Origin of the sequence: Paenibacillus sp. SSG-1, assembly GCF_002224835.1 — a bacterium.
GTDB lineage: Bacteria > Bacillota > Bacilli > Paenibacillales > Paenibacillaceae > Paenibacillus_AQ > Paenibacillus_AQ favisporus.
The window spans coordinates 5460185-5482896 of sequence record NZ_MBRK01000001.1 but is presented as its reverse complement, the minus strand read 5'-3'; the positions used below and the strand labels follow the sequence as shown (position 1 = coordinate 5482896).

Annotated in this window: 17 protein-coding genes, 1 riboswitch and 1 other annotated feature (2 of these 19 running past the window's edge); of the genes, 14 read left to right on the top strand and 3 right to left on the bottom strand. The window is 55.2% G+C overall.

Translation table 11 applies throughout. The annotated features are described in order from the left end of the window. Positions 1-122 (bottom strand) — a binding site (T-box leader); it reaches 189 nt to the left of the window's first position. Positions 123-490: 368 nt separating this feature from the next. The 5 genes from BCV73_RS25200 to BCV73_RS25180 all read left to right on the top strand — a co-directional run bounded on the left by BCV73_RS25200 (position 491) and on the right by BCV73_RS25180 (position 7135). Then, positions 491-2299, top strand: coding sequence for a sensor histidine kinase (locus tag BCV73_RS25200; RefSeq protein ID WP_089549000.1), 1809 nt, complete (start codon positions 491-493; stop codon positions 2297-2299). Between the two features lie 41 nt (positions 2300-2340). After that, complete coding sequence (locus BCV73_RS25195; protein ID WP_089548999.1) at positions 2341-3666, top strand: response regulator; 1326 nt, start codon at positions 2341-2343, stop codon at positions 3664-3666. Between the two features lie 116 nt (positions 3667-3782). Beyond that, positions 3783-4685 carry a carbohydrate ABC transporter permease gene (locus tag BCV73_RS25190; RefSeq protein ID WP_240913475.1) on the top strand — a complete coding sequence of 301 codons (903 nt, stop codon included), beginning with the start codon at positions 3783-3785 and terminating at the stop codon, positions 4683-4685. Further along, entirely contained in the window at positions 4686-5558 is an 873-nt protein-coding gene (locus BCV73_RS25185) for a carbohydrate ABC transporter permease (RefSeq protein WP_089548998.1), read from the top strand. It begins immediately after the preceding gene. Positions 5559-5674: 116 nt separating this feature from the next. Beyond that, positions 5675-7135 (top strand): ABC transporter substrate-binding protein, encoded by a 1461-nt coding sequence (locus BCV73_RS25180; RefSeq protein WP_089548997.1) that lies wholly within the window; start codon positions 5675-5677, stop codon positions 7133-7135. 147 nt (positions 7136-7282) lie between these two features. On the opposite strand, the gene BCV73_RS25175 is transcribed toward BCV73_RS25180, so the two are convergent. Both BCV73_RS25175 and BCV73_RS25170 read right to left on the bottom strand, forming a co-directional pair. Beyond that, positions 7283-8593 carry a glutamate-1-semialdehyde 2,1-aminomutase gene (locus BCV73_RS25175; RefSeq protein WP_089548996.1) on the bottom strand — a complete coding sequence of 437 codons (1311 nt, stop codon included), beginning with the start codon at positions 8591-8593 and terminating at the stop codon, positions 7283-7285. Positions 8594-8635: 42 nt separating this feature from the next. Then, complete coding sequence (locus tag BCV73_RS25170; protein ID WP_076175764.1) at positions 8636-9694, bottom strand: LCP family protein; 1059 nt, start codon at positions 9692-9694, stop codon at positions 8636-8638. A gap of 211 nt (positions 9695-9905) precedes the next feature. On the opposite strand from BCV73_RS25170, the gene bcp reads away from it, so the two are divergent. The 3 genes from bcp to BCV73_RS25155 all read left to right on the top strand — a co-directional run bounded on the left by bcp (position 9906) and on the right by BCV73_RS25155 (position 12634). Continuing rightward, positions 9906-10364 carry a thioredoxin-dependent thiol peroxidase gene (gene bcp / locus BCV73_RS25165; RefSeq protein WP_076175761.1) on the top strand — a complete coding sequence of 153 codons (459 nt, stop codon included), beginning with the start codon at positions 9906-9908 and terminating at the stop codon, positions 10362-10364. Positions 10365-10668: 304 nt separating this feature from the next. Next, entirely contained in the window at positions 10669-11130 is a 462-nt protein-coding gene (locus BCV73_RS25160) for a MarR family winged helix-turn-helix transcriptional regulator (protein WP_089548995.1), read from the top strand. Continuing rightward, a complete protein-coding gene (locus BCV73_RS25155) occupies positions 11123-12634 on the top strand; it encodes a DHA2 family efflux MFS transporter permease subunit (RefSeq protein WP_076175756.1) in 1512 nt (503 codons plus the stop codon). Before BCV73_RS25160 ends, BCV73_RS25155 begins: the two co-directional genes overlap by 8 nt. 151 nt (positions 12635-12785) lie before the next feature. Here BCV73_RS25155 and BCV73_RS25150 read toward each other — a convergent pair whose 3' ends face one another. After that, positions 12786-13412: a DedA family protein gene (locus tag BCV73_RS25150; RefSeq protein ID WP_089548994.1), complete on the bottom strand. Its 627-nt coding sequence runs from the start codon at positions 13410-13412 to the stop codon at positions 12786-12788. A 205-nt stretch (positions 13413-13617) separates the two neighbouring features. Here BCV73_RS25150 and BCV73_RS25145 point away from each other — a divergent pair, with 205 nt between their 5' ends. The 6 genes from BCV73_RS25145 to BCV73_RS25120 form a co-directional block, all read left to right on the top strand. After that, a complete protein-coding gene (locus BCV73_RS25145) occupies positions 13618-14955 on the top strand; it encodes a polysaccharide deacetylase family protein (protein WP_256992993.1) in 1338 nt (445 codons plus the stop codon). A gap of 168 nt (positions 14956-15123) precedes the next feature. After that, positions 15124-16107: an AAA family ATPase gene (locus BCV73_RS25140; RefSeq protein ID WP_089548993.1), complete on the top strand. Its 984-nt coding sequence runs from the start codon at positions 15124-15126 to the stop codon at positions 16105-16107. Then, positions 16104-17414, top strand: a complete 1311-nt coding sequence (locus BCV73_RS25135) for a DUF58 domain-containing protein (RefSeq protein WP_089548992.1) — start codon at positions 16104-16106, stop codon at positions 17412-17414. The genes BCV73_RS25140 and BCV73_RS25135 overlap by 4 nt, the downstream gene beginning before the upstream one ends. Then, a complete protein-coding gene (locus BCV73_RS25130; protein ID WP_089548991.1) occupies positions 17415-19631 on the top strand; it encodes a transglutaminase-like domain-containing protein in 2217 nt (738 codons plus the stop codon). 78 nt (positions 19632-19709) lie between these two features. Beyond that, positions 19710-21248 (top strand): glutamine-hydrolyzing GMP synthase, encoded by a 1539-nt coding sequence (gene guaA, locus BCV73_RS25125; protein ID WP_076175744.1) that lies wholly within the window; start codon positions 19710-19712, stop codon positions 21246-21248. A 343-nt stretch (positions 21249-21591) separates the two neighbouring features. After that, positions 21592-21691, top strand: a riboswitch (purine riboswitch). A 156-nt stretch (positions 21692-21847) separates the two neighbouring features. Further along, positions 21848-22712 carry the 5' portion of an NCS2 family permease gene (locus BCV73_RS25120; protein WP_089548990.1) on the top strand. The gene runs 506 nt beyond the window's last position, so 865 of the gene's 1371 nt are visible here — the first part of the coding sequence; it begins with the start codon at positions 21848-21850; its stop codon lies off the right edge, out of view.

Sequence of the window (22712 nt, the reverse complement as noted above, 5' to 3'; positions counted from 1 at the left end):
GTTCCTGTTCAGACGGGGCACTCCGAAGCCCACTTCCGCGCGCGCCGCCACCGGCTTGCACCACCCGCCGGTTCTCTGTGAGGCCGCAATTCGCGCGTACTCTTCTTCATCATCGTGAAAATGGATTTGCACTATTGTAGCTCATTTTTTCGAGGAAGGAAAGAGGGCATCTGCCGTTATTTCGCTCCCATTCCGTTGCTATCCCATTGCAATCCCGGTGCTATTTCGGTCACGACTCCGTTGCTAACCTTTTGCTATTCCGCCGCTATTACGTTGTCATCCCGTTGCTATTTCACCGCCGCGGCCGCCAATAACACTTCCATAAAATTTTACTGGCAAGCCGTCGAAAATAAATTACACTAGGACTAATCGCCCATGGGCCTGTCTACTGGGGCATATCTTACAATCGCGAATGATTGTCGTAGAAACGCACATACTTCCCCATTTTTATTGTTGGTATATTGAAGGAAAGCCGGAGGTGTTATGACTGATGAAGCGGGGGATCCGCAATCCGCTGGCGAGAATGAACGTCAGGCAGCAGATGATCCTGCTGTTTCTGGTTCTCGTCATTCCCGTGTTTATTCTGAACGGGTACGGCAACAACAGGGCGGGCCAGATTTTAAAACGCCATGTAACCAATGCTTATATAGAGCTGAACAAGCAAAATTTCAAACTGATCAGCCGCGATATTGAAACCGTTAACAAGGTGACGGCGACGGTGTTTCAGAATTCGGTGGTCCAGCAGCTGGATACGACGGGGAAAGACACGGTGCTGCAGCGGGTGAAAACCTACGAGAAGCTGGAGCGCATGCTGAGCTCGTACTCGCAGGAGAGCGATGAGCGCGAGCCGCTGTACTATTCGCTGTACGTGTACGATCCCGGCAACCATTACTTTTTTGCCCCTTATTATCCGGAGTCCAAAAAGTCCGGGGTTTATTTCTTTTCGAACGAGGCCGAGAAGCCGGAATGGTTTGATGAGGCGGTAGCCCGTAAAGGGAACGGCTATTTGCGGCTCACCGATCATTTATCCCCGCCAGCGAAGGGGCAGTATGACCAGAAGACGCTCGGCTATGTCCGCGCGATCAACAACATTGATCAGGGCGGTACGATCGGCGTGCTGATGGTAACGAACGTCGACGCGCGGATCGGCGAATCGCTGAAGACCGTGTCGCTGCCGGAAGGCGAGTTGTATTTTACCGATTGGAACAATCACATTCTGACCTCTACCCAGCCGGATGCCGAGGGCGTGCTCAGCCTTCCTCCCGAAGTAGAGCCGGGGAATTCGCCCATGGGCGTTAAGGACGTCATTACAAAGGATTTTATCTATGTTGTGGATTATAACTATGTGCTCCAGCAGAAGCTGGTGTACAAAGTGCCGGTCAAAGCGCTCCTGCAGCAGCAGGACGAAATGAAGCATGTCATCCAGATCATCTCGGTCGCGTATTTCGCCGCCGGTTTGATCATCATTTTATATTTCTGGCGGTCCTTGATGACCCCGCTGCAGAAGCTGGTCACCTTCGTCCGGCGTTATGAGCCGGGGAATGCCGTGCCCGAAACGCCGCACCGGAAGCGCAACGACGAGGTCAGCGTGCTGATCTCCACCATTTACGAAATGGCCCGGCGCCTGAACGATCTGATTCATTACAAATACGACATGGACTTAAAGCAAAAGGAAGCGCAGCTGTCGCTGTTGTACCAGCAGATCAACCCGCATTTGCTGTACAACACGCTGGAGAGCATCTACTGGAAAAGCAAGATGGAAGGCAACCACGTGTCGGCCGAGATGATCAAGGACCTGTCTAAGCTAATGAAAATCAGCCTGAGCCGCGGGAGGGAGCTGATTACGCTCGGGGAGGAGCTGGAGCATGCGACCGCCTATATCAAGCTGCAGCAGAACCGATACGATTATGTGTTCCAGGTGGACATCAACGTCGCGGAATCGCTGCACCCGTTCAGCATTCCGAAAATTACGCTGCAGCCTTTGATCGAAAACGGAATCATTCATGGCATTAAAAATATGGGCGAGGACGGCGAAATCCGCATCGAAGCGGAGGCGTCCGGGGGCATCCTGCGCATTCGCATCTCCGATAACGGCTACAAACCGGTGGACATCGAAGCCATCAACCGGAACTTAAACAGTGAAACAGATGATCCTGCGGCCGGTTACGGGGTCCGGAACATCCATCAGCGGATACAGCTTCACTATGGCAAGGAGTACGGCCTTGTCTACAGCGTTCGCCCGGGCGGGGGGACGCTGGTCACGATCACGCTTCCCGCCGAAACGGCAGGCGGTTCATGACAAACAAGGGATAAACAAGCTACATACAAGGGGGAGCATCCATGTTCAATATTTTGGTCGTCGACGACGAGCCGCTCATATGCAAGGGATTAGCCGGGCTGCTGAGCGCATCGGGCCTCGACATCGGTCAAGTCTACACGGCGGGCAGCGGCCATGAGGCGCTCGATATCGTCCGGATGGAGGAGGTCGACCTGCTCGTCACGGACATTCAGATGGGCGAGATGAACGGAATCGAGCTGATGCACCAGGCGAAAATCATCAAGCCGTGGGTTCAGACGATTATTATTTCAGCGCATGAAACGTTCCAGTACGCGCAAAGCGCGATCCGGCTCGGAGCCAAGGACTATTTGCTGAAGCCGCTGAACAGCGAGCAGTTTCTGGACTCCGTCGGGAGCGTGCTGCTCAAGATGGATAAACGGATACCGCAGGTGAATGAGCTTTTGACAGCCACGCAAGAAGATTTTCGCATGGAGGAGCCCGAGCCCCGCAAGAACGAGCTTCTGAACCGGCTGCTGTCCGAAGAAGCGGGCCATGAATCCAGGGATCTTGAGACGGGCGGTGAATATGGCGAGCTTGGGCTGAAGGGTCCGTATTTTGCCGTCATGAAAATGAGGCTGGACCTTTCCCCCGGCAGTGCGCCCTATACCGACAGGGATCGGCGGCTTCTCCGGTATGCCTCGCTCAATATTGTGAAGGAGCTGCTCGATCAGGAATGGGATGCGCTTCTGTTTTACTCGCCGGATGACGACATCCATGCGATTATCCAGTGGAGCGAGGCGGCGAATGTCGAAACCGGCGAGAACAAGCTCAGCCAGCTCGAAATGGCCGGCCGCAGCGTGTACCATCATATCCGCAAATATTTGAAGCTGGAATGTACAGTCGCCATCAGCCAGATCCTGAAGGGCATTCCTTTTCTTTCCGTACTCGGCCGCCAGGCCGATAAAGCGATGCTGTGGAGCCGGCACTACCCGGACTACCACGTTTTTTATTACGGGGACTTCAATTGGCATAACTACGCTGAAGATCCGTCTGCAGAAGAGCTGTCGACGCAGAGCAACCGGATTGTGGAGAGCACGAGGCGCTATATCGAAGAGAACTACAGCCAGAAGGGGCTGACCATTCATGAGGTGGCGAAGAAGAATCATGTCAGTCCGAACTATTTGAGCTACCTGTTTAAGAAAATTACCGGGCATAACCTGTGGGAGTACGTCATCAAGCTGCGGATGGAGGAGAGTCGCCACCTGCTTCAGAACACGGACCTGCGCCGCTATGAAATCGCCGAGCGGGTGGGATACGAGTCGCCGGAGCATTTCAGCAAAATATTCAAAAAGTATTTCGGCGTGAGCCCGAGCGAGATGAAGAAGTAAGAACAGCTATCATTTCCATAGAACTAGACATGTGCGCGGGCAGCCTGATTTTCTACAATGATCCTTAAGAAACATTAGAGGAAAGAGGGAGACAGATGGGGGAACCCGCTACAGCTATGTTAAAGCCGGAAGCGAAGAGCGAGCCGGCGGGCAGACGAACGAGCAGGTGGAAAAAGCATCTTTGGGGATACCTGTTCATCCTGCCGGCCATTGTCATTTTCATTTTGTTTTTGTGGGTGCCGATTATCAAAGGAGCGGTGTACAGCTTCTTTACGATTGATTTCGTTAAAGGCAACACCTTTGTCGGTTTCGATAATTACGCCAGGGTGCTGCACGACCCCGATGTGTGGACAGCCGTTAAAAATACGCTGTATTACATGTTTTTAACGGTCATCATCGGCTTCTGGGTGCCGATCGTGGCATCGATCGCGATTTCGGAACTGCGGTTTTTTCAGGGCTTTGCCCGGATTGCCGCTTACCTGCCATTTGTCGTACCGGGTGTGGTGTTGTACGGCATGTGGCGGTGGATGTATGACCCGGTCGGTCCGATCAATGGGCTGCTCAGCAGCTTCGGTGTGGAACCGGTGTCCTTTATCTCCGACGGGCGCTGGTCCATGATCTCGATCGTGTTCATGGAGACGTGGCAGCAGTTCGGATCGGCGATGCTGATCTATTTGGCCGGCGTGCTCAGCATTCCGAGAGACTGGTATGAAGCCGCCGAGATCGATGGGGCCGGCGTGTGGAACCGGATCCGCTACATTACGATCCCTTCCATACGGAATCTGATCGTGCTGATGTTTATCCTGCAAATCATCGGGACGTCCCAAGCCTACCAATCCCAGCTCGCCCTGCTGGACGGGGGACCGAACAACACGACGCTGACTTATGCGCTGCTTATCGTGAAGTACGCGTTTAACCAGCTGGATTACGGCTCGGCGACGGCGCTGGGCATGCTGATGTTTATCGTACTCAGCCTGCTCGGACTGCTTCAATTCAAGATGAACAAGGAGGATTACTAGATGAGCCAGCATGACAGAGGAATCCTTTCTTCTTCCGATTTGAGGAAGCCGCTGAACAAAGTGGTGTACGGCATCATGGTGCTTGGCATCACGGTGATGATCGTCACGATGCTGTACCCGATTCTGATGACGATGTTTAACGGTCTGAAGACGAACCAGGAAGTGAACTCGTTCCCGCCGCATTTCTTTCCGCAAACGTGGAATTGGGGCAATTTCTCGGAAGGCTGGGACTACATCAACCTGCCGATGTTTTTGAAGAATACGATCTTGATCTTCGTCGGCAATCTGCTGATGACCGTGCTGGTGCTGGGCTTGGCCTCGTTCAGCATCTCGAAGCTGAATGTGCCGTTCCGCAGGGGAATCTACTTTTTCATCCTGATGACCTTGTTTATCCCGGCTTCGAGCTATATCATTCCGAACTTCGTGAATTTGAAGGAGCTGGGCCTGCTCAACACGTACTGGGCGTTCTGGCTGCCGGCCGGAGCGAGCGCCTACTATTTTCTGCTGATGAAAAATTTCTTCGACGGCATTCATCCGGAGATCTTCGAAGCGGCCCGCATCGATGGAGCGTCCGAGCTCACAAGCTACGTCCGGATTGCCGTTCCTTTGTCCGTGCCGATCTTCGCCACACTGGCTATTTTTATCTTTTCCACGGCATGGAACGACTGGTTCTGGCCGTCGCTCGTGATGCACAGCGAGGAGAAGTATACGCTGGCCACGGCGATCTACAAATACGTCATCAACGCACGGAGCATGGACAACAACATCAAATTCACGATTTTGTTCATGGTCATGATCCCGCCGATCTTCGTGTTCCTTGTGTTCCAGAGGTTCATTATGCGGAGCGTCAGTTTGTCGGCGGTCAAAGGCTGACCGGCCAACATCGTAGGCATGCACATGAAGGGCATACGATTACACATCGATTGATGAACCATCCTCTCTTATGATGAGAGGGTAAACCATACCATTTGACGAAAAGGGGAGTTTCAATGCGTAAGTTTTCCATGGTGCTGATGTGCCTCCTGCTGTCGGCCTCGGTGCTTGCGGCTTGCAGCGGCGGCAGCAAAACGGCCGGTGGCGACAATCAGGGCGGCGGGTCCGATGGATCCGGATCCGGGGGAACGACGGCGACGACGGATGCGGGGAAATCGGAGGACGATATTACCCAGAAGAAAATCACGATCAAGATCCACTACCCGCTCCCGGACCAAAAAGATCTGCGGGCGCAGGAAGACGACAAGATCAAACGGTTCACCGAGAAGTACCCGAACGTGACGATCGTGAAGGATGACTGGCAGTACAGCGTCAACGAAATCGGCATCAAAATGGCTTCGAACGAAGCCCCGACGTTCTACAACACGTTTGCGACCGAAGCGCAGATGCTGGTGGAACGCGGCTGGGTCGCGGACATTTCGGACCTGTACAACAAGTGGGAATACAAGGACGAAATGAATCCGCTGCTGCAAAACCAGTTCATGGTGGACGGCAAGGTCTACGGCGTTACCCAGAACGGGTATATCACGTCGACCATGATCAACAAAGCACTGCTTGACGCCAAGCAGGTTCCGGTGCCGCCCTTGGACTGGACGTGGGACGATATGTACAACACGGCCAAAGGCGCGGCTGATGTGAAGAAGGGAATCTCCGGCATTGCCCCGATGGGGAAAGGCAATGAAGCCGGATGGAACTGGACGAACTTCCTGTTCGAAGCGGGCGGGGAAATTCAGAAGGTGGAGAACGGGAAATATACGGCGGTGTTCAATTCGGATGCCGGCGTGAAGGCGCTCGATTTCTATAAAAAGCTGAGATGGGAAGCCAACGCCATTCCGAAGGATTGGGCTCTCGGCTGGAGCGATGCCCTGAACGCGTTCCAGCAGGGACGGACGGCGATGGTCATCGCAGGCGCGTATGACGTCATTGACGCAGCGCTCAACCAGGGCGGGCTGAAGCCGGAGAACGTGCTGGCTTATCCGATGCCGGCGGCCGAGAAAGGCGGCAAGCATTACGGTATTCTCGGCGGCAACTATCTCGTCATTAATCCGAACGCCACCAAGGATGAGCAGGAAATGGCGTTCCGTTACATCACGTTCGACTATTTTACGGATAAAGGGCTGGAAGCGCTCGAAGGTAACATCCAGGAGCGTAAGGCCAACAATAAATATTTCGTGCCGGCACCACTGAACTACTTCAAGGACGATTCGGAGTACGGCAAAAAGGTGGCCGCGATTTACGACAAGTACGACAACGTGTACAAGTACGATCCAAACCTGTTCGGACTGTTGGACGGCAAGCCTGAAGCCCAGTACGGCACCCAGGATTACTATGGCGCGATGTCCAACGTCGTACAGGAGCTGTTCTCGAAGAAAGACACGGATTCCAAGAAGCAGCTGGACGACGCGGCCAAACTGGTACAAACCAAATTTTTCGATGAGATCAAGCCTCAGCAGTAAGGAAGCGGACGGCCAGAATGGTGGCCAGATGTTAGCTTAGAGGTACTTATCATAAATACAAAAAAAGACCCTGTCCACGGCATAACAGCCGCAGGCAGGGTCTTCCGTTATAATCGGGGTGGATTCCAATAATCCCCGGATCCTCTTTTACTTGCTGATCTCCTTGAAGGAGGCTTCTGCTGCTTCCAGCGTCGCGTCGATATCCGCTTCGGTATGGGCCGTGGTCAGGAACCAGGCCTCGTATTTGGACGGCGCGAGATTGATATTACGGTTTAGCATGGCGCGGAAGAAGGCGGCGAAGGCTTCGCCGTCCGTATCCTGCGCTTCGTCGTAGTTGGTCACCGGATGGTCGCAGAAATGCGTGGACAGCGACCCGCGGATGCGGTTGATCTTCAGCGGCACGCCGTAGCGGCCGGCCGATGCCTGAAGTCCGTCCGCGAGCTTCGCAGCGAGCCGGTCCATCTCTTCATAGACGCCCTCGCCTTGAAGCACTTCAAGGCAGGCGATGCCCGCCGAGATGGAGGCCGGGTTGCCCGCCATCGTGCCGGCCTGGTAGGCCGGGCCGAGCGGCGCGACCTGCTCCATCACTTCCTTGGACCCGCCGTAGGCTCCGATCGGCAGCCCGCCGCCGATGATTTTGCCGAGGGCGGTCAGATCCGGCCGGATCGCGTCATGGTTCTGCAGGCCCGCAAAGGTCTGCGTGCTGCCGTAGTGGAAGCGGAAGGCGGTGATCACCTCGTCATAGATGACGAGGGAGCCGTTGTCACGAGCCATGCGGCAGAGGCCCTCGAGGAAGCCCTCCTTCGGCATAACCATGCCGAAGTTGCCGACGATCGGCTCGACCATGACGGCCGCCACGTCGTCACCCCATTTGGCCAGCGCCGCCTGAAGGGCGTCGAGGTCATTATAAGGCACGGTAATGACCTCGTGCGCAATGCTCGTCGGGATGCCGGCGCTGTCCGGAATGCCGAGCGTGGAAGGGCCCGAGCCGGCAGCCACGAGCACGAGATCCGAATGGCCGTGATAGCATCCGGCGAACTTGATGATCTTGTTGCGCTTCGTGTAGGCACGCGCGACGCGGATCGTCGTCATGACGGCCTCGGTGCCTGAGTTGACGAAGCGGACCTTGTCCATCGACGGGATCGCTTCCTTCAGCATCCGGGCGAGCTGGATTTCAAGCTGCGTCGGCGTTCCGTACAAGGTGCCGTTCTGAGCGGCACGCGTAATGGCTTCCGTGATATGCGGGTGGGCGTGCCCGGTAATGATCGGGCCGTAAGCGGCGAGGTAGTCGATATAACGGTTGTCGTCCTCATCCCAGAAGTAGGCTCCGTTCGCCCGCTTCATAAAGACGGGCGCCCCGCCGCCAACCGCCTTAAACGAGCGGGAGGGGCTGTTGACGCCGCCGACGATGTGCTGCAGTGCTTCCTGATACAATTGTTCGGAACGTGTTCGATTCATGACGGATAACTTCCTTTCTCAAATAAAAAGCAGGCGGGCAGCCTAGTTGCTGCTGCCCGTACTGCTGTTCTCCCCGGTCTCCCCGGAGGTTGTTGAATTGGTATTGGTTGGGGTGCCTGTTTTGCCTTCGCTGGATACCGGCACCGTCTCCGGCTTGTTCATAATATCCTGGATATACTGCTTCAGCTTGCTTTCGCTGGAAACGGTCAGGACGGAAGCACTGCCGATCTTTTCCTCTTTCAGCAGCTTCATCGGCGGAATTTGCTCGCTGCCGGCCATTTGACTCTGGTAACCGACTGTCGCCAGTTTCCACATGTCATTGACGGACAGGTTCGTATCTATATATGGGCTGACCTGCTCCAAAATGTTCGGCAGCTTCATGATGGACGTCGTGGACTGCATTTTCTGGGCGACCGCCTTCAGGAAGGCCCGCTGCCGCTCCGTCCGCGTAAAGTCCGATGTTGCGTCGTGACGGAAACGGACGTACTGCAGAGCCGTTGTGCCGTCGAGATGCTGCTGGCCCTTTTTCAGGTCGATATCGTATTCATGGTTGTCTGCGTTGCTCGGATAATACATATCCTTCTCCACGTAAAAATCTACGCCGCCGACGGCGTCCACCAGCTTGATGAATCCTTGAAAGTCCGTATAGACATAATACTGGATAGGAATGCCAAGCAGATCGCCGACCGCCTTCATTGCCGTATTCGGTCCATGGGTAATCGCTGTATTGATGCGGTCTTGGCCGTGTTCGGGAATGTCGGTGTACGTGTCGCGGAGGATCGAAAAGACATTGATGCGCTTCTTGACGGGATCCAGGGAGGCGACCATCATGCTGTCAGACCTGGGAACTTCACCTTCCTTGATGCCGCGGGCGTCCACGCCCATCAGCAGGATGTTGACCGGTTCGGTGCCTTCCCATTTGGGAGGATCGGGAACTTTGACTTCGACGGGGGTAACCGATTTAAAAGGAGAGTTTTCAGCGGACTTCTGCAATCCCTGCAGGCCATTATAAATCGATGCGAAATAATAGACCGCATAACCGATGATGGCTAATACGATAATGGCTACAATCCATAATATTGTTTTTTTCCTTGGAGTCATTCCTTTTCTTCCTTTCGCTATCCTGTTGAAGGAGAGTGCTTGTCTTCGACATGTTCAGACATTTGTAGAGTAAGGATTCATTTATTATAATTTTTTTTGACAATACAATCAATTTTACATTCTGGAAAGCATTTCACCAAGATAAAATGAACGAAAGTGTTCAATTTATATAGATGTAGTGCTTGGCCTCTGAAAGGAGAAAGTGATACATATGACACAATTTGCAGTTGGAGACATGGTTCCCGATTTTACCCTTCCGGCCTCGACAGGGGAGGAGATCACCCTCAGCAGCTTTAGGGGACGCAAGGTGGTGCTGTATTTTTACCCGAAGGACAATACGCCCGCGTGCACGCAGGAAGCCTGCGATTTCCGCGACGCACTTCCTCAGATTGAAGCGAAAGGCGCGGTCGTGCTTGGGATCAGCCCGGACGAGCTTAAATCCCATGGCAAATTTGCCGAGAAATACAGCCTGCCGTTTCCTTTGCTGTCCGACAAGGACCATCATGTGAGCGAATTGTACGGCGTATGGCAGCTGAAGAAAATGTACGGTCGCGAGTTCTGGGGCGTCGTCCGTTCGACGTTCCTGATCGATGAAGAGGGAAGGCTCATCAAGGAATGGCGGAAGCTCCGGGTGGCGGGCCATGCCGGCGACGTCGTTTCAGTCCTTTAATTTTATGTAACTGGCCGTACAAATATTAAAAGTGAAACGCATGATCATAACTATAAGAAGTAAAGCATTGAAAAGGAGCTGGGCTGCCCGGAATGGTTCGGGGGCCCAGTTTTGGTCTGCAGCCGCTCCGGGTACCGCTCTTCTAATGAAAGCGATTCCGGTAAATTTCATGGATATTTTTGAAAATGAAATGCAAAAATATATGTAAATTTATTCTTATGTTTTTATTGACACGTAAACATGTTGGTTTTAAAATAATTCGTATGCGAAATATTAAGAGATGGAAATAGAAACAGGGTGAAGAATGATTTTGGGTCCTCAAGAAGAAATTCTCGAACTGTTGTACTCTTTTCGCCAGGTCAATCTCACGTTTTACCAAATCTTCTGGAAGCATGCCGATGCTCTTGAGACCACCTGGATTCAATATCTTGTCCTGCACACGCTCCGCGAGCATCCGGACATCGGACTCTCCGAGCTGGCAGATTTAATTCTTATGGGGAACAGCGCCACAAGCGGGGTTGTCCATCGGCTCGTCAAGGCCGGGCTCGTTGAACGCAGACGGCTCCAGACGGACCGGCGGTCGATCGCGCTGCGGATAACCGAGAAGGGAGATGAACTTAGACAGCAGACCGAGCAAGTCAGCATGGGCTGCCTGCTGCCTCTTTTACAGATCAAACAGGAGGACAGAAGCCATTTACTAGCGACACACCAGCAAATTATTCAGATTTTCAGCCAAAAGGGAGAGAGAGAAAGAAATTATGAATAGCAGTCAAGCTCAATCAATGGAGCATATCCGGAAAGGGCCGATCATTGCCGCACTGCTCCTCGGCGCATTCGTGGCATTTTTGAATCAGACCTTGATGAATATTGCCCTGCCCAAAATTATGGATGATTTGGGCATTCAGCCGACGACAGGCCAATGGCTTACGACCGGCTTCATGCTGGTTAACGGCGTATTGATTCCAGTATCGGCATTTTTGATCGCACGGTTTACAACCCGCCAGCTGTTTATTTCGGCGATGACGATGTTTTCGCTGGGAACGCTGATATGCGCGATATCACCCAATTTTGGGATACTTATGGCCGGCCGCGTCATTCAGGCGGCTGGCGCAGGCATTTTGATGCCGCTGATGACCGTCGTGTTCCTGAACATTTTCCCGATCGAAAAACGGGGCTCTGCGATGGGCATGATGGGGATCGCCATGATCCTGGCTCCGGCTATCGGACCGACGTTGTCGGGGTACATCGTTGAACATCACTCCTGGCGGGTTCTGTTCTACATCATTCTGCCGGTAGCGATCATCGCCACGTTAATCGGCGTATTTTTCTTGAAGAACGTAACGAGCGTGACCAAACCGAAATTCGACTTCCTGTCGGTGGTTCTGTCGACCATCGGCTTCGGCGGCCTGCTCTATGGCTTCAGTGACGCGGGTACCGACGGATGGGGAAGTGCGACCGTTATTTCCACGCTCATTGTCGGTGCGGTAGGTCTGATCCTCTTTGTATGGCGCCAGCTCGTATCCAAGATTCCGATGCTCGAGTTCCGGATTTTTAAATACAACATGTTTACGCTGACGACGATCATTAACGTCATTATCACGATGGCGATGTACGCGGGCATGATCCTGATGCCGATCTTCCTGCAGAACATCCGCGGCTTCACGCCGCTCGAATCGGGCCTCATGATGCTGCCCGGCGCGATTCTGATGGGGATCATGTCGCCGATTACCGGCGCGGTCTTTGATAAAATCGGCGCAAGATGGCTGGCCGTCGTCGGCTTGATCATCACGGTGATCATGACTTATGAATTCAGCCGTTTGACGGTTGAAACATCGTACACCCACCTGATCGTCATTTACACGATTCGGATGTTCGGTATGTCGATGCTGATGATGCCGATTCAGACCGCCGGTCTCAACCAGCTGCCGCGGAACATGAACGCCCACGGTACGGCGATGTCCAACACGCTGCGTACGATTTCGGGCTCGATCGGTACGGCGATCCTGGTGACGGTCATGACCAATGAAACGAAGAGTCATGTCAAGGACGTTCTTGCCGGGGGGACAGTCAATCCGGCCGACAAAGCCGCTATGGCGAAGCTGACCGCCGATTCGATGGTTCACGGCATTAACTATGCGTTCATTGTTGCAACTTGGCTGAGTGTCGCCGCGCTGGCTCTCGCTTTCTTCATCAAAAGAACGAAGCCGCACACCGAGCTAAAGAACGAGCTTCAAGGACAAAGCGTCAGCACCGCAAACGCGGAGGGTTAATGAACTTATATTTTTAGGATGTAAAAGAAAAGACGCGCACTGCATTTCATGCAGCGTGCGTCTTTTTTATTTGTGGGAACGGGCGGGGAAGACGTCACTGGACGGAGCTGATCGCTTCCTTGCCGTGGCGGTTCACTGTCCAAACTGCATGTCAGCTGACATGCAGTTTGGACAGCAGCGAGCGCATTTTTTTGCGGTAACGGTAGAGAAGAAACCCGACAACAGCGATAATGACGGCGCCAACGATCCAGAAGGAATACTTTTCCACCAGGTGAAAAGCGAACTTCCACTGCGGCCCGAATATTTTGCCGATGCTGATAAACAACAAGACCCAAACCAGCGCTCCGCTGTAGGCGAACAGCGCAAACTTGCGGAAGGGCAGGGCAATCATGCCGGCGAAGTAGCCGGTAAAATGGCGGACGCCGGGGATGAAATATCCGATAAAGACCAGGCTTTGCCCGTATTTGTTAAACCAGCGGCTGGCCCGTTCCAGTTTATGCTCGGAGAGCAGGAACCATTTGCCGTAGCGCTGGAGAAAAGGAAGGCCTGCCTTGAGGCCGATAAAGTATGTAATGGTCATCCCCAGGGTTGTTCCGGCAAATGCAATAATCAGCAGCCACCCGTAATGAAGCATGCCGTCGTAGGACAGGAAGCCTGCATAGGCCATCGTCGTTTCTCCGGGAAAGGGGAGGGCGATAAATTCCAAAGCCAGTCCGAGAAACAGCACGAGGTAGCCGTACTGCTCGAACATCAAATGTATCCATTTTAACAATTCCAAAAGGTTTTCACTCCAATTCAGGTCGGGCCCCAAAGATCACACAACCGGACTCCAACGAGTTACAACGGACTCCGATGGAATGCCATCCGGAAGCAAGAATGATTAAGCTCTTGAAAGATTCGGCTCCTTAAGTCTATTTCCACTTCTCTCACCATATAATCTACCAGAAAGCAGAACTCATAGAAATAGTGGAGGTAGAAGGTACATGGTGAAGAAGACATTCAGCGTTGTTCTGGGATCGATAGGGGTCGTTTTGGCGGTGATGGCTATCATATTCTGCGCAAGCGTCTGGGAAGGGCGAACCTTGCTTCAGCCTATGACGCCCCTGGTTCAGAATGCGGTCAAGACGGCTCCGGACAATGAATCTGCAAGCGAAAAGAGTTCTGCTGTCATCGGACGGCAAACCGATCCGGTCCATGTGGGCCAAGCGGGGCTGCTTGCCTCCAATACGACGAAGAAACCCGCTCCGGTCAGTCCCAAAACGGTGTATCTGACCTTTGACGACGGCCCCAGCGATTTAACGGGCCAGGTGCTGGATATTTTAAAGAAAAACAAGATTGGCGCAACCTTCTTTGTTCTCGGTGAGCAGGTAAAGAAATATCCGCAGCTCATTTCGCGGATCTACGAGGAAGGCCATGCCATTGGCAATCATACATATGACCATAATTATACCGAACTCTATCAATCTTTTCCTGCGTTCTGGGACCAAATCAAAGAGACCGAAGAGGAGATACGCCTGATCACGGGAGAAAGGCCGCAGCTGGTCAGGGCCCCCGGGGGGACGGCCGGGCATTTTGACGACACGTATTTTAAACTGCTGCAGCAGGCAGGGTACGTCGTGACGGATTGGAACGTGGACAGCGGCGATTCCAAGCGGCGTGATGTCCCGGCTGCGGAGATCGTGAAGGGCGCCACGACGGATGTCCCGGGAGGCAAGGTAGTTCTTCTTATGCATGACGGTCCCGGCCATTCGGAAAGCGTGAAGGCCCTCCCGCAAATAATTAGCTGGTACAAGGCCCGTGGATATCAGTTCGGTGTGTTGTCACCGCAAGACCCGCCGGTTCAATTTAAAGTGAATGCCACAGCCCGCGGACTGAAGCGAAGCGCGCCAAGCGCCGCCTGGATTCAGTCGCATATTGCGCAGAATGCCGCATTGTTCGAGCCTGGCAAACCGCTCCACCTGGATGTCGGCGGGCTCGAGACCACGCTGGATACCGGCGAGTACAGCATTGTTGACGGACATTACATGGTGCCTTTGCGCGCGCTGACCGAGCGGATTGGGGGCAATACGGTCTGGGATTCGGCCGGGGCGGCCTGGGTCGCGTCCTTGTCGGCGGAAGCCGCGGTTTCGCTGCGGATCCATGCGGACACGGGCAGGCTGGAGGCGGTGGAGGGCAATCAGGTGGTCTCTAGGGAGACGCTGCAGGTGCTGACGGTCAATGGATCGCTGTGGGTGCCTCTGCGCAGCTTGTTTGAAGCTTCCGGATATGCCGGAATCACGGCATCGGTTAATGAACAGGAGCGGCGGGTCACAGTATTTTAACGGTCTGGGTGCCCAATGGAGCGAATCTACGATTTTTGCAGAGAGTTTCGTCACTCTTAAAAAATGAGCCGGTGCGGCAGGTCTACTTCCTTTTCTACATGGAGAGAATATTGATAGATTCCCTGTTTTGACGGGAACAAGCCATGATTGGAAACGGAGGTTGTTACTATGTCGACTCCATCGGTGTTTCATGATGATGTTGCCCCGGAATTATTGAACCGCGTCTTATCGCGCGTCGGATCCGTTATCGTCGGTAAAGAAAAGGAAATACGCCTGGCCCTAATATCCATGCTTAGCGGCGGCCACATTCTGCTGGAGGATGTTCCAGGGGTAGGTAAAACAATGCTGGTCCGGGCCATCGCCGCTTGCCTTGGCTGCACGTTCGGCCGGATCCAGTTCACATACGATCTGATGCCCGGCGACGTAACGGGCACTTCGATATACCATCCGCACAGCGGCAGCTTCGAGTTCCGGCCCGGGCCGGTTCTCTCCAATATCGTGCTGGCTGACGAAATCAACCGGGCTTCGCCCCGGACCCAATCCGCCCTGCTGGAGGCGATGGAAGAGCGGAAGGTGACCGTGGACGGCACCACCTATCCGCTTCCGCGCCCGTTCCTGCTGCTGGCGACGCAAAACCCGCTGCATTTCGAAGGGACTTACCGCCTGCCCGAGGCGCAGATGGACCGGTTCATGATGCGGCTGAGCCTGGGGTATCCGGAGCCGGCTCAAGAGGTGGAGCTGCTGACGCGAATGCAGCTGGAGCATCCGCTGGACGCCATAAAGCCGGTCATGCTGGCGGAAGAAATGGCGAACATGCAGCGCGCCGTCCGCGGCGTCTTCGTAGACGAGTCCATCAAGCTTGCCCTCGTCCAGGTGGCGGACGCCTCACGCCGGCATCCGAACGTCCAGCTCGGCATCAGCCCGCGGGGGACGCTGGCCTGGATGAACGCATCCCAGGCCTCGGCCTATATGGCCGGCCGCTCTTATGTCATCCCGGATGACATCAAGGATACCGCCGTGCCGGTCCTCGCCCATCGGCTGATACTGAACCATGCCGCGCTTCTTGCGGGGGCCGGCGGCGAGGAGCTGGTCCGGGAGCTGCTGCAGCAGCTCGTGCTGCCCGTTCACTCCCGCAAAGGAGGCCGCTTATGATGCGGCGGGTCCTCGAATGGGGGATCGGGCTGGCCGTGCTGGGCGGTCTGGTGGCCATGTACCGGCTGCACGGAGGCGAGGCCTTATGGTTCATGATGTTTGTGACCTGCCTGGTGCTGGCTGGCGGCATGCTGGTTCAGCTGCTCGGCCCCCGGCAAATTCTTGTGGAACGCAGCTTGCCCCAAAGCCTGATTCCGTCAGGGGAGGCCGTGCCCGTGACCCTGCGGATTCATTTCCGCTCACCGCTGCCCCTCCCCTGGATGGCTGTGGAGGATTATTATACCGGCGGGAGCTTCCGCCGCGTGCTTTTTCCGGGATTTCGGCGCTCCTTAACGTATCGCTATGAGATTCCCGCTCTTCCGCGGGGGCATTACGGGTTTGAAGCCTGTGCGCTGGAATGGGGCGGCTTGTTCGGCTGGTTCCAGGGAAGGAAGGTCGTTAAGGGAGAAGGCCGGTTTATCGTGCTGCCGGAGCCGCTGCCCGTCGGACAGGAATGCCGGCCGGCGGCTTCGCTGTCTTACAACGAAGAGGCCAGTCTCCAGCCTCCCCGGTTTGCGGACGGCATGAAGGGGATGGAGGTGCGGGAATACGTTCCGGGGGATCCGCCGAACCGTATCCATTGGAAGCACCTTGCCCGGTGGGGCCGCCTGCATACGAGCCTGCCGGAGGAGGCGCAGCAGTCCTCTTACGCGGTCATGATCGACCGCTCCTTCAGCGGCTATATGCCGGACGGCGCCCGGGCAGGCGACGTCAGCGGCGAGGCCGCGCAGCGGGGGTTCGAGACCGCCGTATCGACGGCGGCAGGGCTGCTCGTTGAAGCCGGGCGTGCCGGCGAGAAGGCGGTTCTGCTCGGATCCGGGCTTCGTGCCGATATGCCGGGAGAAGCCGGAGGACCCGGCCCTGCGTCAAGGCAGGAGACCGGGCAGGAGATCACCGGCATGCTCGCAGCCTTGTCGGGACTGACGTTGGCCGGCGGCATGCCGCTGCCTGCACAGCTTCAAGCCGCGGGGAACTTGAAAGGCAAAAGAACGGCCGTCGTCACCGGCTATCTGACCGACGAGCTGCTCCGCGCCGTATCCGGAATCATCTCCTCCGGGGGATATGTGGATATCTATTGCGCAGGCGCTGCGGAAAGAAACGGCAGCAGCGATTCGGCATCGTACGCTGCGGCGGTTCACGATCCCGGCCTGTTCCGCCGGGCGGCGCTGCTTTCGCGTCTGGGGGCCGGCGTATTTATCGTGCACGGCGGCCGCGTATCCCGCGTCGGTCACGTGGAGTCGAACTTCCCCGGAGAGGGGGCGGTATAGATGGAGGAACGTACGGATCCGCTTCTGTACAGACTCATCATCTCTCTGCCCTTTATGGGGCTGTTCGCCGAATGGCTCATTCCGCTCCGGCCGCTGACGGGTTCCGCGGACGACGGATTTATGACGACGCTGTTGTGGCTGACAGCGCTTCTGCTGCTGTGGGGAACCCTGCTGGCGAGGTGGACGTTGACCCTCCCGGTGTACTTCGTGCTGGTCGGCGCCGCTTGGTTTAACGTTTCCGGAGAGGGCCAGCCCTTTAGTTGGCTGATTTCCTGGATATCGCAATGCCGCGATGATATTCTGCTGCTGCTGTCCACCGGACACTTTGCCGAAACCAGCTCGGAGACCCGGACGCTGGTTTTGATCGTCGGCTGGTCCTTATTGGTTTATTCCGTGCAATCGCTCGCCCTGTCGCGGCGCAGCATTTTTTTGTTCGCCGCGGCCACCCTGCTCTACCTGATATGCCTTGAGACGCTCCTCGGCATCCATATTTACGCCGATATGATCCGCACCTGCGGTTTGCTGCTGCTGCTTCAAGGGATGCTGCATCTGTCCGGACTGCGCGAGAGCGATACGTCGGGGAGGTTTGGCGGCAAGGTGTACGGCACCTGGATCGTGTCGCTCAGCCTGTTGTCCCTCCTGGTCCTCGGCGGCAGCTGGGGACTGGGATATGCGGCCGAGGCCAAGCCACCAGGGAGGTTATCCTTGGAGCAGGCGGCCGGCCGGCTGGAATCCTGGATCCGGGACAATTACGGCGACGCCTCAGCCACAGCCGTGACGGGCTACAACCTGAGCGGGGACGATCAGGACATGGGAATGCCCCTGAGCCAAGGCGGGCGGCTCTATTTTGAAGCGGAGAGCCCTGTCCCTACATATTGGCGCGGGGAAACGCTCAGCCTCTATGACGGCCGTAAATGGACCGGCCAGGAGGCCGATTCCCGCACCTTGTTCATTCCGGGCGCGGTCCGGCCTGAAGGCTCGGACCCGGAAGCAGAGGAGCCGGCCGCTCCGATGGTTGAGTACCGGACCGTTACCCAGCAAATCATGTTCAGCCGGCCCATGACCGAGAGCTTCCCTCTCTTTGCCGGCGGCCCCATCGCCGAAGTGCTCGACCTCGAGTCGAGCCGGAAATCGGTGTCCCTGACCGTGATCGCCGACGAAGATGCGGGAACGGTCAAGGTGCCGCTGATTTCGGGCGTGCCGGAAGTGAACGGCTACCGGATCAAGGCGGACATTCCCGCCGTGGATCCTCAGGTGCTGAGGGAAGAGACTGGAGCGGATCCGGCGCGGGTGAAGGACGAATACCTTCAGCTGCCGGACAAGCTGCCCGAACGCGTGAAGCAGCTGGCGGACCGGATTACGTCGGCGTCGCTCACGCGATATGACGCGGTCGTCGCGGTGGAGGACTATTTGAAAACCTACTATGCCTACACGATGGACACCCGCGTCCCACCCCAAGGCGAGGATTTTGTAGATGACTTCCTGTTTACGACAAGGAAAGGATACTGCAACCACTTTTCGACCGCTATGGCGGTACTGCTGCGAAGCGAGGGAATTCCAACAAGGTATGTCAGAGGATTTGCCCCGGGAAAAGAGGACAGCAGCCACCCGGGACGCTATCAAATCAGCGAAGGCGACGCTCACGCCTGGGTCGAGGTGTATTTCCCCGGCTCCGGCTGGATTCCGTTCGACCCGACGCCTGGATTCGCGCTGCCTTCTGACAGCGGAACGGTCCAGGCACAGGACGTTCATTCAGGGGGGACCTGGGATTGGGTTCGCGCCGCCCTCCAGTTGAAGAACATCACGCTGGGGATCGCGTCTTATATAGCCAAGCATGCGTGGATCGCGGTTGGAGCAGCTGCCACCGCTCTGCTGCTGGCCGCCGCCGTCCGCTGCGTCTGGATGTATCGCGGCCTGATTTGGCTGTGGTGCCTGGTGTATTTATCGCGGCGGACCTTTCCGGGCAAGGAGCAGCTGCTCCGGGCGGCGCTTCCGGCCTGGAAGGGCATTACCCGCCGCTATGGCGCGGCTCCGCCGGGGGCCACCGTTCGGGAATACGTGCAGTCCCTACAGGTCGATGATGAAATGATGCGCAAAGAAATGTACGATTTTGCCGCGGAATGGGAAAAGATAGCTTATGGTCAGGTTCCCGTAAGCCGCAGCCAAGGTAGCGCTTTCCTGCGAAGATGCCTTTTGATCGCCGGCAGGCTGGCATAACTTAGGTGCTGCGGCTTCCTTGACGGTATGAATTATCGTTGCGTATAATTGATTTCATTAATTGAGGGAGGCACGGTAATGAATAAGCCAAATGAAATCATCGTTGTCCTCGATTTCGGGGGACAATATAACCAATTAATCGCAAGACGTATCCGCGATCTGGGAGTATATAGCGAGCTCTTGCCTTTTAACACGCCAATCGAGAAGATCCGGGAGCTGAACCCGAAGGGTATCGTGTTCTCCGGCGGACCGCTCAGCGTGTATGCGGAAGACGCACCCCATGTGGACCCGGCTGTGTACGATTTGGGGCTGCCGATCTTCGGCATTTGCTACGGCATGCAGATGATGGCGCAGCAGCTCGGCGGCAAAGTGGAGCGCGCGCACAAACGCGAGTACGGAAAAGCAGAGCTTGAGTTCAAACCGAACACGACGCTTACCCAAGGATTGGACAACCGTCAGGTCGTATGGATGAGCCACGGGGACCATGTCGTTGAGCTTCCGTCCGGCTTCCAGCTCGACGCGGGTACGGAGTCGGCTCCGATCGCGGCGATGAGCCATGGCGAGAAGAAGCTGTACGCGGTGCAGTTCCACCCGGAAGTACGCCACTCCGTGAACGGCAACGAAATGATCCGCAACTTCCTTTATGAAGTTTGCGGCTGTGAGGGTAATTGGACGATGGAATCCTTTATCGAGGATCAGGTTCGTGAAATCCGCGAAACCGTCGGTGACCAGAAAGTGCTGTGCGCGCTGAGCGGCGGCGTGGATTCCTCTGTCGTTGCGATGCTGATCCACAAGGCGATCGGCGATCAGCTGACCTGCATGTTTATCGACCACGGCCTGCTGCGCAAGGGCGAAGCCGAGAGCGTAATGGATACCTTTGTAGGCAAATTCGATATGAAGGTTGTCAAAATCGACGCCCGCGAGCGTTTCTTGTCCAAGCTGGCCGGCGTGGATGATCCGGAGCAAAAACGGAAAATCATCGGCAACGAATTCATTTACGTGTTTGAGGAAGAGTCTGCGCGTTTTGACGACTTTGCCTTCCTGGCACAAGGAACGCTGTACACGGATATCGTCGAGAGCGGAACGGCAACGGCTCAGACGATCAAGTCGCACCATAACGTGGGCGGCCTTCCGGAGGATATGAAATTTAAACTGATCGAGCCACTCAAAACGCTCTTCAAGGACGAAGTCCGCAAAGTCGGCGAGGAATGCGGTCTGCCTGATGAAATCGTTTATCGCCAGCCTTTCCCGGGTCCGGGCCTTGCGATCCGCGTGCTGGGCGAAGTGACGGAAGAGAAGCTGACGATCGTTCGGGATTCCGACTACATTTTGCGCGAAGAAATCGCCAAAGCCGGGCTTGACCGGGAAATTTGGCAGTACTTCACGGCTCTGCCGAACATGAAGAGCGTGGGCGTCATGGGTGACGCACGTACGTATTCGTACACCGTCGGCATCCGCGCGGTAACTTCGATCGACGGCATGACCGCCGACTGGGCCCGCATTCCGTGGGACGTATTGGAGAAAATTTCGGTGCGTATCGTCAACGAGGTGGAGAACGTTAACCGCATCGTGTACGATATCACCTCCAAGCCGCCGGCCACAATCGAGTGGGAGTAAGGTTAATCGTTATCCTTTTCAAGGTTCAAGATCCGTATCTGCTTAGGCAGGTGCGGGTCTTTTTTTTGTTTTTTACATAATTTCCGGGTCGATTCCAAAAGCTAAGCCCTATATAGAATGAACTAAAGAAATGAACGTTACAGGGCCGCAGTGGGCCGTTATAACAGGAAGTTCAATGCAAAACTTTAGTTCAATCTATCTAGTTAGAGAAAATGTTCTGTATAAGGCTCCATCGTCCCATGGGAGAAATATGTAAATTTCCGAACATTGAATCATGTCATACTCTCGATTATTCGTTTTTTCTGTTGACAAGTGAAGCTTGTCTCCATACAATGAATGATGTGAGAAACGACATATGTTCTTTCGTATAATCCCGGGAATTGGCCCGGGAGTCTCTACGAGATCACCGTAATGATCTGGCTACGAATTTAGAAGAGATGATGTCCAACTCGCAGCGCAGCTTGCCTTGACCATGGTAAGTCCAAGCTGATGCTGGCGGGATATCTCTTTCTTTCATTCATAATGTCCGGTGGTCGCTTTGCGGTCTGCCGGGCTTTTTTGTCGTTCTGACTCAAATTTCTAAGGGGGATTATTTGAAAATGGAACGGTTCTTTAAATTAAAGGAACGCGGCACAAATGTAAAAACAGAAATGATCGCCGGTCTCACGACGTTTATGGCGATGGCGTACATCCTGTTCGTCAACAATCTGTTTCTCGGGCCGGACGGTGCGGGTATCCCTCATGAAGGCGTGTTTTTCGCCACCGCAGTCGGCGCGGGCCTCGTTACCATCCTGATGGGATTGTTTGTCAATATCCCGATCGCCTTGGCGCCGGGTATGGGTCTGAACGCTTATTTTATGACCGTCGTGCTTGGATCCAACGGTCAAATTACCTGGCAGGCTGCTTTGGGCGCCGTATTTATTTCGGGTATTATTTTTATCATTCTGACGGTAACGCGCGTCCGGCAAATGCTGATGGTCGCCGTTCCGAAAAACATTAAGACCGCCATTACGGTGGGGATCGGCCTGTTCGTCGCCATCATCGGCTTCAAGCTCGCCAACCTGATCTCGATCACCGTGAACGCTGGTACCGATATCAGCAAGCCGATCGGCGGCGGAAGCTTCAACCTGGCACTAAGCGATTTCTTTACACATAAAGATGCGCTGCTTGCTTTGATCGGACTTTTGATTATCGCCATTCTGATGGTGCTGAAAGTAAGAGGGGCACTCCTGATCGGCATTATCGTAACGACGCTGATCGGCATTCCAATGGGCGTGACGGACCTCAGCGGCTTGTCCCATGCCAACTGGCTGCCTTCGTTCTCCAACCTGGCTGTCGGAGATCTGGATCTGAGGGGCGCGCTGCACATCGGATTGTTCGATATCGTCTTTATTTTCACGTTCGTGGAGCTGTTTGACACCTTTGGCACGCTCGTGGGTACGACGACCCGGATGGGCATCATGA